General features: G+C 45.6%; 12 protein-coding genes and 2 tRNA genes. 8 read left to right on the top strand and 6 right to left on the bottom strand.

Translation table 11 applies throughout. From position 1 onward, the window contains the following. Window positions 1–117: 117 nt before the first annotated feature. Window positions 118–194 (bottom strand) — tRNA-Arg (locus tag DCO16_RS04505). 126 nt (window positions 195–320) lie between these two features. Here DCO16_RS04505 and DCO16_RS04500 point away from each other — a divergent pair. Together DCO16_RS04500 and DCO16_RS04495 are read left to right on the top strand one after the other, a co-directional pair. Beyond that, a complete protein-coding gene (locus DCO16_RS04500) occupies window positions 321–1,163 on the top strand; it encodes a class I SAM-dependent methyltransferase (protein ID WP_173942539.1) in 843 nt (280 codons plus the stop codon). 68 nt (window positions 1,164–1,231) lie between these two features. Further along, a complete protein-coding gene (locus tag DCO16_RS04495; RefSeq protein WP_173942538.1) occupies window positions 1,232–2,596 on the top strand; it encodes an APC family permease in 1,365 nt (454 codons plus the stop codon). 8 nt (window positions 2,597–2,604) lie between these two features. On the opposite strand, the gene DCO16_RS04490 is transcribed toward DCO16_RS04495, so the two are convergent. Further along, window positions 2,605–2,681: transfer RNA gene (locus tag DCO16_RS04490), tRNA-Pro, on the bottom strand. 60 nt (window positions 2,682–2,741) lie between these two features. Here DCO16_RS04490 and DCO16_RS04485 point away from each other — a divergent pair. Together DCO16_RS04485 and DCO16_RS04480 are read left to right on the top strand one after the other, a co-directional pair. Next, window positions 2,742–3,107: a hypothetical protein gene (locus tag DCO16_RS04485; protein ID WP_173942537.1), complete on the top strand. Its 366-nt coding sequence runs from the start codon at window positions 2,742–2,744 to the stop codon at window positions 3,105–3,107. Window positions 3,108–3,203: 96 nt separating this feature from the next. Continuing rightward, window positions 3,204–5,291, top strand: a complete 2,088-nt coding sequence (locus tag DCO16_RS04480; protein WP_173942536.1) for a TonB-dependent receptor — start codon at window positions 3,204–3,206, stop codon at window positions 5,289–5,291. Here DCO16_RS04480 and ppk2 read toward each other — a convergent pair whose 3' ends face one another. Continuing rightward, window positions 5,292–6,194 carry a polyphosphate kinase 2 gene (gene ppk2, locus DCO16_RS04475; protein WP_173942535.1) on the bottom strand — a complete coding sequence of 301 codons (903 nt, stop codon included), beginning with the start codon at window positions 6,192–6,194 and terminating at the stop codon, window positions 5,292–5,294. A gap of 51 nt (window positions 6,195–6,245) precedes the next feature. Further along, a complete protein-coding gene (locus DCO16_RS04470; RefSeq protein WP_173942534.1) occupies window positions 6,246–6,992 on the bottom strand; it encodes a lysophospholipid acyltransferase family protein in 747 nt (248 codons plus the stop codon). A 136-nt stretch (window positions 6,993–7,128) separates the two neighbouring features. Between DCO16_RS04470 and DCO16_RS04465 the strand changes: the two genes are divergently transcribed. From DCO16_RS04465 to DCO16_RS04450, 4 genes are read left to right on the top strand one after another with little or no spacing between them, the layout of a single operon-like run. Next, a complete protein-coding gene (locus DCO16_RS04465; RefSeq protein ID WP_173942533.1) occupies window positions 7,129–7,926 on the top strand; it encodes a UDP-2,3-diacylglucosamine diphosphatase in 798 nt (265 codons plus the stop codon). 22 nt (window positions 7,927–7,948) lie between these two features. After that, the gene (locus DCO16_RS04460) at window positions 7,949–8,977 is read left to right on the top strand and encodes a glycosyltransferase family 4 protein (RefSeq protein WP_173942532.1); all 1,029 of its coding nucleotides are present in this window, start codon (window positions 7,949–7,951) and stop codon (window positions 8,975–8,977) included. A gap of 10 nt (window positions 8,978–8,987) precedes the next feature. Then, window positions 8,988–9,392 carry a diacylglycerol kinase gene (locus DCO16_RS04455; RefSeq protein ID WP_173942531.1) on the top strand — a complete coding sequence of 135 codons (405 nt, stop codon included), beginning with the start codon at window positions 8,988–8,990 and terminating at the stop codon, window positions 9,390–9,392. A 43-nt stretch (window positions 9,393–9,435) separates the two neighbouring features. Beyond that, a complete protein-coding gene (locus tag DCO16_RS04450) occupies window positions 9,436–10,374 on the top strand; it encodes a GNAT family N-acetyltransferase (RefSeq protein WP_254598100.1) in 939 nt (312 codons plus the stop codon). A gap of 10 nt (window positions 10,375–10,384) precedes the next feature. On the opposite strand, the gene DCO16_RS04445 is transcribed toward DCO16_RS04450, so the two are convergent. Next, window positions 10,385–11,866: a Ppx/GppA phosphatase family protein gene (locus DCO16_RS04445; RefSeq protein WP_173943772.1), complete on the bottom strand. Its 1,482-nt coding sequence runs from the start codon at window positions 11,864–11,866 to the stop codon at window positions 10,385–10,387. Between the two features lie 173 nt (window positions 11,867–12,039). Beyond that, window positions 12,040–12,252 carry a GDCCVxC domain-containing (seleno)protein gene (locus DCO16_RS11375; RefSeq protein ID WP_367652076.1) on the bottom strand — a complete coding sequence of 71 codons (213 nt, stop codon included), beginning with the start codon at window positions 12,250–12,252 and terminating at the stop codon, window positions 12,040–12,042. Window positions 12,253–12,258: the final 6 nt, after the last annotated feature.

Here is a 12,258-nt window from a genome sequence, read left to right as displayed (position 1 = left end):
GCATGCCCCACCCCATTTCGCGTCGGATAAGATCGACACCACAAGATCAGCACCTGCCAACGGATCCAGCCTGATCACAGTCTGGCCAATCGATTACGCTATTTGCAATATATAAATTGGCCTGCCCAGCACGATTCGAACGTGCGACCTACGCCTTAGAAGGGCGTTGCTCTATCCAGCTGAGCTATGGGCAGTGAGTAATAGGGCTCTATTCTAAACGACAAGAGCCTTTTAGCCCCTCCGCCCTATTCCTAGATTGGGATTTAATTTATGATCGTGGTAGTTCTTATATTCAATTAACTTAGCCAAATCAGCCTAATATGAAAATCCTTAAATACCTAGTATTGCTCCTATCGATCATAGTGATGGGTGCCAGTATTGCCCAAAATACCTCTGATCAAGGTGATGATCAATTCAGTCCTAGCGTAGGTCAAGATGGCAAGGATGTGATCTGGGTTCCTACTGGTAATGAACTCATTATCAAGATGTTGCAAACCGCTCAGGTTAGCCCTAAAGACCTCGTTTACGACTTAGGTGCTGGAGATGGAAAAATTGCTATTTCCGCAGCAAAGGATTTTGGAGCCCGTGCCGTGGGTATTGAGTACAACGAAAGCATGGCTGCATTAGGTCAACGCAATGCTGTACGTGCAGGGGTTGCAGATAAGGTCAAAATTATTCAGGGTGATATTTTTAAAGAGGATTTTAGTAAAGCTTCCGTTGTCACGCTCTATCTTTTACCTGAGCTCAATTTAAAGCTACGCCCTACTATTCTCAAAATGAAACCCGGGACTCGCGTGGTTTCGCATGCTTTTACTATGGGTGACTGGGAAGCAGATATTGAAATTGATAAACCCGGTAAAGCGTACTACTGGAAGGTACCCGCCAATGTCGTTGGCGAATGGACTCTAGATTATTCAGCTCCGCAAACTAAAACTACCTTAAGCCTAGTTCAGCACTTTCAGCGTATCGGCGGCATGTTAACCATCGGCCGTAATACCCAACCTATTATTAATCCAAAATTGGATGGTAATAAATTGCAGTTTGGTTACCTGGATGCAAAAAACAATTACCATACTGTCCGCGCTACTGTTACAGACTCCACCATCAAAGGTGAAGATAGAGGCGACACTATTTATAATGAGTTTTCTGGGAAACGTAATTAAGCCATTAGTTGGTTTTAGTCTTTTACTTCCCTTAGCTTCCTAGCCTCCCAGCCTCCTAATCTTATAGTATGAGCGAGCCGTCTTCTCAGGTGCCAGAGCGTTTACTTTCACGCACCGGTGCCATTGCCATCATCGTCGGCATTGTGATTGGCGCAGGGATTTTTAAAACGCCTTCAATGGTCGCGGGAATTACCTCGGATATCGGCTGGATGATGAGTGTTTGGATTGCCGGTTCGGTGATCTCTATAGCCGGCGCGCTCTGCTATGCCGAACTGGCTACGACCTATCCTCATGCGGGTGGTGACTATCATTTTCTGTATAAGGCCTACGGTAAAAATGTGTCCTTTTTATATGGTTGGGCAAAGGCTACTGTTATTAACACAGGCTCTATAGCGCTATTAGCATTTGTCTTTGGGGATTACATGACCAAAGTACTCTCACTAGGTCCCTACTCCACCGTTGTCTGGGCCTTACTGATTATTGCTGGCCTCACCCTAGTCAATCTAATTGGTATTCATGCATCTTCGAGTATGCAGACAATCCTGACCATTCTTGAGGTAGCGGGTTTAATTGCCATCATTGTTGCGGGTTTTGGTTTATTAGGAAATCCTCTTCCTGCTGTCGAGCATGCCCCGCTCTTTTCTAGTACGCCACCTTTAGGGCTCTTAGGCTTGGCCATGGTCTTTGTACTGCTGACCTTTGGTGGTTGGAATGAATCTGCTTACATTTCTGCGGAAGTTCGTGGCGGTAGTAAAACTGTGGTCTCTGTGATTGTGCTCAGCCTCTTACTTATTACTGTCATTTACTTGCTCGTCAACGGGGCATTAATAGCCGGCTTAGGTATGGGGCAACTCGCATCAAGTAAAGCCGCGCCAGCTGATTTACTAGGTCTGGCTTTTGGCCCTATTGGTGAAAAACTACTCGGTCTCTTTGTTGCGATTGCGGCATTGACGAGTATTAATGCCACGATGATTGTAGGAGCCCGCACTAACTATGCCATGGGGGAAGACTGGCATGGCCTACGCTTTATGGGTAAGTGGGAGTCACAACGCGGCTCACCTAGTTTGGCTTATTTAGTGCAAGGCGCAATTTGTCTCGCCTTAGTGGGTTTTGGTGCTTTTCAGGCAGATGGATTTGAAGCAATGGTGGAATTTACGGCCCCGGTATTTTGGAGCTTCTTATTTTTAGTGGGTATTGCGGTGTTTGTATTGAGGCTTAAGTACCCTCATCAGAAACGAGAATTTAGCATCCCCTTGTTTCCGCTCACTCCTATTTTGTTCTGCGTATCTTGCGCCTATTTAGCCTACTCTAGCTTTGCTTATGCCCATAGTAAGGGTGCGATCTATATATCGCTCTACGTGATGCTAATTGGCATCATGGCACTGATTGCTTTAAGGGTAGTGGGCCTGAAAAAGGCTACGGGATCAAACTAGAGGGAAAGTGGTCGGAGTACAAGGATTCGAACCTTGGACCCCCTGCTCCCAAAGCAGGTGCGCTACCAGGCTGCGCTACACTCCGACGGAATCGATATTCTACACCGAGAAGGCCCTTGAGGGCAAATCCTGTACCATGACGACTATGAACGCCTTATTTTTCAGCAAATTCAAGAAGTCTTCGAGGGGCTTGATTGCCCTCAGTTTTTTGCTGATCAGCGTATTAGGCAATCACTGGCTTGGCTATGAACATGCTATTTCCCACTCCGGAATTACTCATCACACCGTTGAATTAAGCTGTGACAAACAAGATGCAGCTGCAGAGCATAGTTCAGCCAGCTGCCACTTATTAGATGCCCTCACCCTCGCTGGTTTCTTACCCGCAGAATCCTTTCATTTTTATCAGGGCAGCGTATTTAGTGCAGTAAGCCCAGTAGCTAACCATCCTATCGCAGCCCGCTTTCCTCTGGGGCTGTATCAATCTCAAGCCCCACCTACCTTCAATCTGTAAAACACTTAAGTAGCCACTAGCCGCTCTATTGAGCTTGGCGTTCTATTTGATTGCACCATCCATGATGGCTGCATGCTGTTGAATGAAGGATTGAAAATGCAATACCCCACACTGCTTACAAAGCAAAAAGTGCTTTATGTTCTAGTAACAGGATTACTCAGCAATATGGTGGTCGCACAAGATGCGCCCTCACTGGAAATTACAGCGACGGGCTCGAAGGAAGCCACTCAAAGTATTCTGACGCCAACCAAAGTCTTACAAGGCGATGAATTACTCAATAAGCTAGGTACCACGCTCGGTGCAACCCTTGCTAATGAATTAGGCGTCACTGCAACTGGATATGGCGCAGGATCCTCCCGTCCTGTGATTCGTGGTTTGGAAGGGGCTCGCGTACAAATTTTGCAAAATGGCTTGTCGGTCGGAGATGTTTCCAATATCTCGCAAGACCACGCAGTTGCAAATAATATGCAAAACACCCATCAAATCGAAATCTTGCGTGGTGCAGCTGCCCTACTCTATGGCTCTGGATCAAGCGGAGGGCTAGTGAATGTGATCAACGATCGCATCTTAACCACTTTGCCTGACAGACCGTCAGGGGCAATCAATACTAGCTATGAAACTGTCAACAATGGCAGAGCAGGCGCATTAGAACTAGACAATGCTTTTGGTTCGGTAGCAGTGCATGTCGATACTGCCATTAATAATGCTAACAATTACCGCATACCCGGAAACTCGACCCAGTCTCAGGGGGAGCCTGCAGGTGGCTGGACGGTTCCCGAGGCAGGGAATGGCGGAAATAATTACAGCGGCAAATTACCCAACTCCTTTAGTAATCAAAACAATCTTGGGGTGGGTGTTTCTTATATTGGTCAATCTGGCTATACCGGTGTTTCTGTTGAGCGCTTAAATAATAATTACGGTATTCCGACACCTGAGGGTGGCTCGATTAATCAGTCTCAAAATCGTTATGATCTACAGCACCAAACACGCGACCCATTTGCAGGATTTTCTTCATTCAAATTTAGTGCTGCAAACTCCAACTATATCCATACTGAATTTAATAGCAGTTATGAAGCTCAAGCACTTTGGAAAAATACAGCCAATGAAGCGCGAGTGGAGTTAGAACACAAACCGATTGCTGGTTGGAAAGGAACCTTTGGCGCTCAAACTACTGCCGCATCATTAAATGCGACGGAAGTGGGTACGGGTAGCTATGCCATCGTGCCACAAACTAAAACGAATTCAAATGCACTCTTTTGGATTGAGGAAGGCAAATGGAAATCTCTGCAGGGAAATTTAGGATTACGTTATAACAATGTCTCGCAAAATCCTAATACTGCTACCTTATTAGAACCAGTGACAGAATCGCCTTCGGGAAGCCTTACACCAGAAATTACTCTACAAAATCGCAAGTTTAATTTGCTCTCTTATTCAGCAGGCGGTCTTTGGAATTACGCTACTGGCCAAGGGGCTGGTGTTGCCTATACTGTCTCTCAGCGGGCTCCTAGTGCCCAAGAACTCTACTCTTATGGTGCCCATGAATCGACAGCGACTTTTGCAATTGGTAATCCTAATCTTGCCAAGGAGACTTCGCATAATTTAGAATTTAATATTCAGAAAACCAGTGGGCTAGTACGTGGTAAAGCCAGTGTCTATGCCAACCGCTTTAATAACTATATTTATGGTTTTTATACCGGACAATCTGTTCCAGATACAAAGAATTTCTCCGTAGTAGTGGCTCAGCAAGCAGCGGCCACTATTAAAGGAGTTGAAGGAGAATTAACCTACAACTGGCGGGAACAAGGTCTAGGTAGTAGAGTGTTTGCCGATGCGTCGCAAGGTACTTTTGATGCTGGTGGCAACTTACCACTTCAGCCTGCCCCCCGTCTGGGCGCAGAACTTGCCCATCAGAAAAATGGTTGGTTAGCCAATGCTACTTACATCTACAGCTATCAACAAAACCGCTTAGCCAATTGGGAGATTGGCCCTGCCCCAAGTTATAACTTATTAAATGCCGGCATCTCTTACACCGAGAGAATTAAAGATGTGAACTGGACGCTCTATATGAATCTCAAGAATTTACTCAATGAACAAATTCGGTATGCAACTACCCCGATGGCAGTGCGACTCTATGCCCCTCAACCAGGCAGAAGCCTGATGGTAGGACTGAGAGGCGCTTTTTAATTAATAGACTTCGGGGACATACATCTGCGGGGGTACTGGGCCACGCAAATAATCGGGATTGTGGACACGTGCCGGCAATGTCACCATGGGATGATCAATATCCTTATAGGGAATTTGATCTAACAGATGGGTAATACAGTTAAGGCGTGCTTTTTTCTTATCATTGGCAGCCACTACCCACCATGGTGCTTCTGGAATGTGGGTGCGCTCTAACATGGTTTCTTTTGCCTTGGTGTAGGCTTCCCATAAACGCCGTGCTTCCAGATCCATAGGGCTTAACTTCCACTGCTTGAGCGGATCATGAATGCGGACCATAAAGCGACTGTACTGCTCATCATCAGAGATCGAGAACCAGTACTTAATCAGGATGACTCCTGAGCTAATCATCATGCGCTCTAAATCGGGTACTGTTCTTAAAAACTCTTCGTATTCATAGTCAGTACAAAATCCCATGACTCTTTCAACACCGGCACGGTTATACCAACTACGATCAAATAAAACGATTTCTCCACCAGCAGGTAGCTGAGAGATATAGCGCTGAAAATACCATTGGGTTTTTTCACGATCGTTTGGTGCAGGTAATGCGACAACCTTACATACTCGGGGATTAAGTCTTTGGGTAATGCGCTTAATGGCTCCGCCTTTACCAGCAGAGTCTCGACCTTCAAATAAAACGGCGACCTTCAGTTTTTTTTCAACCACCCAGTCTTGGAGTTTGACTAACTCACCTTGCAAGCGAAACAACTCTTTAAAATAGAGTTGGCGCGACATAGCAGAGCCACTACCATCTGGAGAGAGGCGATCATCATCAAGCTCCATCTCGAGCTCTTCATCCATGCTATCCAGGATGTCCTCACGGGCACGCTTGTACCACTCAGTAATCTCTTTGTGTTTTGAAGTCATGTCATCATCCATTGCAGCATCCTCTATTTGTATCTCAAGGATATGACATTTTTATGACGGCTGCTTCTCAATCACCCTAGCGATAGCTTCTTGGCAATACGTTGCCAGCTGTTTGCGGTCGGGTGAAGCCAGGTTTATAGACTCAAAATGAGACAAAATCGTAATTTGGGCATATAAGTTCGGGGTATTGACCATATTGCTCATGGATTCTAGAAGCCCCATGTCCCCGATGAATGCAGGTGCCTCACTGCGAAGTCCCGTTGCTAAGGATAAATACTGAATGGCCATAGGGTATGCGGGGGATTGGCTGCTCAGAGCAGATTCAAAAAGATTAGGCTTAAACGGTAGGACCTGCTCACCAGCAGTCGAAGTCCCCTCTGGAAAAATGCAAATAGACTCACTATGAAGAACGACCGCCATTTGCTCAACGACTTGCCTAGCCTGTCGTGCGCTATCTCGCTGAATGAAAACAGTACCTAACTGTAGTGCCATCCAACCAAATATTGGCCAGCTGGCTACTTCCGATTTAGCAACAAAGCGCACTGGCTTAAAGGCATTAATCACATGGATATCTAACCAGGAGATATGGTTTGAGACCAGCAGATAGGGTGAGCTTGGGAGTAAATCGGCCCCGTGTACCACGAGCTTTAGATTAAAAATCTTCAGAAGGCGCCTAGACCATACTTGAATTTTCAGATCTTTCTGATAGCGATTTAAAAAAGGAAAGATAAAGCACAGGGTAGATGCTCCACAGATAATGTGAACACCTATTTGTAGCCATACCCATGAACGATACATCTTCGTATTTTTTTATCTTCTTAACGGGATCAATGTTTTGTGAAATATTCATAAGAACTAAGAATATAAATCATGTCATGAAACTGCCTTAAAAGTGTCATGATGATTACTTGTAACTTCGTTTTAATGTGTACTCATGACGCATTACAGAGCGATTTGGATTTCTGACGTACACCTAGGAACATCAGGGTGTCAGGCGAATTACCTCTTAGATTTTCTTAAACACAACGAAGCAGATACTTTTTATTTGGTTGGTGACATTATCGACGGCTGGCGCTTAAAGCAATCCTTTTATTGGCCCCAATCACATAATGATGTCGTTCAAAAGCTATTACGTAAAGCCCGTAAAGGCACTGATGTCATTTATGTGCCAGGTAACCATGATGAAAGTGCTCGGCAATATTTTGGCATGTCCTTTGGTGATATTAAAGTGGTCGAGGAAGTCATTCATACGACCTTAGATGGTCGCAAACTGTGGGTGACCCATGGCGACTTATTTGACGGTGTCATGCAATACGCCAAATGGTTAGCCTACGTTGGCGATACCCTCTATACATTTATTTTGTATATCAATCGCCACTTTAATAGAATACGCGTCCGAATGGGCATGCAATATTGGTCGCTCTCTCAGTTCCTCAAGCATCAAGTGAAAAATGCAGTGAGTTATATCGCTGACTTTGAACACATCATGGCTCGAGAAGCCCGACTGCGTGACTGCGATGGTGTTGTCTGCGGCCACATTCATAAAGCAGAAATTCGTGAAATCGATGGTCTACTTTATTGCAATGATGGAGACTGGGTAGAAAGCCTCTCTGCATTGGTCGAAACAACGACTGGTGAACTCAAAATTATTTACTGGACCCACATTAGAGGAGATCCAGTACCAGATCCTGAATTTTTTCCGCAATCCGCCACCGCTGCACTCACTACTTAAATTTATCCTCAGAGGCCCGTTTATGAAAATTATGATCATTACCGATGCATGGGATCCACAAGTCAATGGGGTCGTCAGAACCCTCAAGCAAACCCGTGCCGAGCTGATAGGGATGGGTCATGAAGTAGAAATGATCACCCCCAATGCATTCACCACTATTCCCTGCCCTACTTATCCCGACATCTCTCTTTCGATATTGCCCGGAAAATTAGTCAGCAAGCTTATCAAAGCATTTGCTCCGGATGCAATGCATATCGCTACAGAGGGGCCCTTAGGTTTATCTGCCCGCGCCTATGCAATCAAAAATAAACTACCCTTTACAACGGCTTATCACACGCGCTTCCCGGAATATGTCAAAGCCAGAATAGGTGTGCCTTTGTCATGGACCTATACCTTTTTACGCTGGTTTCATGGTCCATCCAATGCGGTGATGGCTCCCACGATCGTCGTCAAGAATGATCTAGAAGCCTATGGGTTTACGAATGTTGTCCTTTGGTCTCGTGGCGTTGACTTAAGCATCTTTAAGGTACAAGAGTCCAAAGCACTGAATACCGCACACCCGATCTTTTTGTATGTTGGACGTGTTGCCATTGAAAAGAACATCAATGCTTTTCTAGAGATTGATTTACCTGGCTCCAAATGGGTAGTCGGTGATGGCCCAGCGATGGCAGGTATTAAAGAAAAATATCCAAATATTCATTATCTTGGCGTATTGCAACAGGAAGAGCTGGCCAAGGTATACGCAGCAGCAGATGTCTTTGTCTTCCCAAGCAAAACCGATACCTTTGGCTTAGTCTTACTAGAGGCTATGGCCTGTGGAACACCTGTAGCAGCCTACCCTGTCACGGGCCCCATAGATGTATTGGGTGACTCCTTGGCTGGCGCTATGCATCACGATCTCAGAACAGCATGTATGCAAGCCTTGAAGATTCCACGTGAAGTGGCAAGGGCGCATGCTGAAAAATTTTCCTGGCGGGCTGCATCAGAACAGTTTGCCCATCACCTACAGCCAGTGGCATCACCGCAAGTACATGTAACCGCTTTAGCCTAAGAGCCCCATTTTGACAAAGCCATATCACATAGATCAAAACCCCCATAAAGGTAATCGGGGCTTAGCCAGAGCATGGTATGCAGCGAAGAATTCTTGGTGTGGGATGGTATATGCCTTCAAAGAAGAAAGTGCTTTTAGGCAGGAATTAACCCTTCTTGCTTTACTGACACCTATAGCGCTATTCCTACCTATTAGCCTCTTTGAAAAAGTCACACTGATTGCTTCTCTCATCATGGTTTTAGTGGTTGAGTTGCTTAATTCCAGTGTCGAAGCTGCTATTGATCGCATCTCTTTTGATCACCATGACCTCTCTAAAAGAGCAAAAGACTTTGGTTCAGCAGCAGTGATGCTAACGCTCTTGATTGCTGCACTACTGTGGGCAACGATCTGTATTCCTCTTGTCATCAAACTGTAAGAAATTGTTTCTACGATCAATCTTATTCATTAAAGGTTAATTTATGTCAGATATTCCAAATCCCTTAGGCGCTTTTGATGTTTTGTATTCACGGTTTGAGAAAAAGCCAAAAAAATTAAAGCTTAATAAACCAGGGGCCTTTAAAAAGCTGTTTTCTAAGAAATTAGCCAAGAAATTGTTTGGTAAGGCATTTGCCACGCGTGCAAGAGCAGAATTAACAGTGCAAGCACCGGTAGTCGCTGATAAAACCATTGCCAAGGCAAAGCGCCCTGCTTTGCAAATTACTTGGGCAAGCAACCCTCAGGAAATCAAAGAGGCGCAACGCCTACGTTATAAAGTGTTTGCAGAAGAAATGGGAGCCAATCTTCCCAAGAACGCTGAAGGTTTAGATATTGATGACTTTGATGCTTACTGTGATCATCTGCTCATTCGAGATCAAGAGACCCTCAAAGTAGTTGGTACCTATCGGGTTTTACCACCTCATAAAGCACAAGAAATCGGTAAGCTCTATTCTGATTCAGAATTTGACTTATCGCGCCTAGATCATTTACGCCCCAAAATGGTTGAGCTCGGAAGATCGTGTGTTCATAAAGACTATCGCTCTGGTGCAGTCATCATGGCGCTATGGAGTGGCTTAGCCCAATACATGCAAAAGCACCAGTATGAAATCATGCTCGGGTGTGCCAGTATTCCTATGGGGGATGGTGGCCACTTTGCAGCAAGCCTCTACAACTCTCTAAGTAACGATCAAATGGCGCCTGTAGAGAACCATGCTTTCCCACGTCTAGCGCTGCCTTTGGATCGCCTCAATGGTGGTCTTGAAGTGGAGCCCCCTCCTTTGATTAAGGGTTACCTCAAATTGGGTGCGAAGATTTGTAGTGCACCAGCCTGGGATCCAGACTTTAATACCGCAGATGTGCTGACGATGCTGCGTCTCTCAGAAATTAATCCCCGCTATGCAAAGCACTTTCTAGGTCAATAAGCTAGTCAGGCTACTTCAAAGTTAATTTATAGGAACGGCCGATGCGCTCCCATTCGGCCGCTTCTTTTTGAAGACTAAATTCTGTTAGAGGATGCTCGTGAGCCCACTCTTTAGATAGGCTGACTATAAATGAGCCATCGCGCTCTGATACTTTGACTTTAGCCAAATTGAGATCGCTGCGACCCCGGCACAAGACCTGAGCTAAACGTAAACAAAAGAGCATGCGCCAATCAAAAAAGTTATTGTTATTGGCTAACTTACCCAACTTACCAGCATGACCAATCAATAAGGCCGCCAAACGGGCCTGATCGTTTTTTGAAAAGCCAGGCATATCGGCATTACCAGCAATGTAGGCAGAATGTTTGTGATAGCCATTATGAGAAATCGATAAACCAATTTCATGTAAATTAGCAGCCCATTGAAGCAGTGCAATGTTATCCGCCCTACTTTCAGAATCAGAAGGGGGTAATTGTGTTAAAAATTCAACTGCGAGCTTTCCGACGCGCTGCGCCTGATCCCGCTCTACTGCATAGCGCTGCATAAACTGCTCGACTGTGACGTAGCGCATATCCTCATGCTGTGATCGTCCCAATAAGTCATATAGAACACCAATACGCAAAGCCGCATCCGTGACCTCCATGCTTTCAATTCCGAGCTCATCAAATACGGCAATCATGATGGCTAAGCCGCCGGGCCAGACTACTCTTCGATCATCCCTCAGGCCATGTAACTCCACCTGACTCACATTGTCATACTTGAGAAGATGCTTTTTCATGGCACGCAGGCCATCACGCGTAATCAAGCCGCTTGCACCATTAATGCGACCCATTGTGAGGCTATCGCTCTGGCCATTGAAATGATTTTCAGCCATCAAATCCGCTAAGGCGCGTGCAGTTCCAGAAGAGCCAATCACCTGCTTCCAGCCGCTCTTCAAATACGCTGCTGCAATCACTTGAATTTCACGGCGGGCTGCAAGTTCAGCCTCTTTAAAAGAGTGGGCATCAATCTCTCCGCGGGGAAAGAAACGCAAGCTATGGGATACACAGCCGATGTATAAACTTTCCATGAGCTGGGGCTCATAGCCTTTGCCGATGATCAGTTCAGTTGAACCGCCGCCAATATCAACTACTAGCCGGTTACCCTGAACTGCTGGAACCTCGTGCGCAGCCCCAATATAAATAAGACGAGCCTCTTCTACACCCGCAATGACTTCAATCGGAAAACCTAAGGTAGCCTCTGCATCTTTAACAAACTGCGCTGAATTTTTAGCAACCCGAACAGTATTCGTAGCTACTGCCCTGACTCTGGAGGGATCAAATCCTCTAATACGCTCCCCAAAGCGTGCTATAGCATTGATACCTCGCTGATAGGCATCGTTACCCAGTAATTTATTCTCGGTCAGCCCAGCAGCCAAACGAACTGATTCACGTAAAGTATCAATAGGCCGCAGTTGAGTACCAGAGGGAGTTTTTACCACTTGGGCTACCAGCATACGAAAACTGTTGGAGCCAAGGTCAACCGCGGCAACTAAGTCCGATGAATCTAATCCAGAAACGTCTTTAAAGGGCGGCAAGGTATTCCCAATAGCAATTTAATTAATGTGACTATTGTATGAAACCAGCGTGACAAACCCATGAATTTCTATGCAAGCATTCAAGGAATAGGCTAAGACGCTAGATTTTGCTCCGAACTAGAGCAATGAATATTGCCAAAACTACAGAAAATGCAGCAATCCCCTGATTTAGGCTTTAAAAAAGCACTACAACATGGGCAGCGGTAAAGATGCTGGGAAGAGCCCTGTGGGATTTTAAGTGGAGCATGCGCCTCACAATGGGGGCAAGTAATGATGGAGTACTGATGGGTCGCTAAAGATGTCATGATTCA

It is taken from the genome of Polynucleobacter antarcticus, assembly GCF_013307245.1.
GTDB classification, from domain to species: domain Bacteria; phylum Pseudomonadota; class Gammaproteobacteria; order Burkholderiales; family Burkholderiaceae; genus Polynucleobacter; species Polynucleobacter antarcticus.
The sequence above is the reverse complement of the archived record's forward strand: the minus strand, read 5'-3'. Positions and strand labels throughout refer to the sequence as shown.

Bases quoted from the DNA above. Each gene is read 5' to 3' on its own strand.
- DCO16_RS04500 (WP_173942539.1), top strand. From the start codon at position 321: ATGAAAATCCTTAAATACCTAGTATTGCTCCTATCGATCATAGTGATG.
- DCO16_RS04495 (WP_173942538.1), top strand. From the start codon at position 1,232: ATGAGCGAGCCGTCTTCTCAGGTGCCAGAGCGTTTACTTTCACGCACC.
- DCO16_RS04485 (WP_173942537.1), top strand. From the start codon at position 2,742: ATGAACGCCTTATTTTTCAGCAAATTCAAGAAGTCTTCGAGGGGCTTG.
- DCO16_RS04480 (WP_173942536.1), top strand. From the start codon at position 3,204: ATGCAATACCCCACACTGCTTACAAAGCAAAAAGTGCTTTATGTTCTA.
- ppk2 (WP_173942535.1), bottom strand. From the start codon at position 6,194: ATGACTTCAAAACACAAAGAGATTACTGAGTGGTACAAGCGTGCCCGT.
- DCO16_RS04470 (WP_173942534.1), bottom strand. From the start codon at position 6,992: ATGTATCGTTCATGGGTATGGCTACAAATAGGTGTTCACATTATCTGT.
- DCO16_RS04465 (WP_173942533.1), top strand. From the start codon at position 7,129: ATGACGCATTACAGAGCGATTTGGATTTCTGACGTACACCTAGGAACA.
- DCO16_RS04460 (WP_173942532.1), top strand. From the start codon at position 7,949: ATGAAAATTATGATCATTACCGATGCATGGGATCCACAAGTCAATGGG.
- DCO16_RS04450 (WP_254598100.1), top strand. From the start codon at position 9,436: ATGTCAGATATTCCAAATCCCTTAGGCGCTTTTGATGTTTTGTATTCA.
- DCO16_RS04445 (WP_173943772.1), bottom strand. From the start codon at position 11,866: ATGCTGGTAGCCCAAGTGGTAAAAACTCCCTCTGGTACTCAACTGCGG.
- DCO16_RS11375 (WP_367652076.1), bottom strand. From the start codon at position 12,252: ATGACATCTTTAGCGACCCATCAGTACTCCATCATTACTTGCCCCCAT.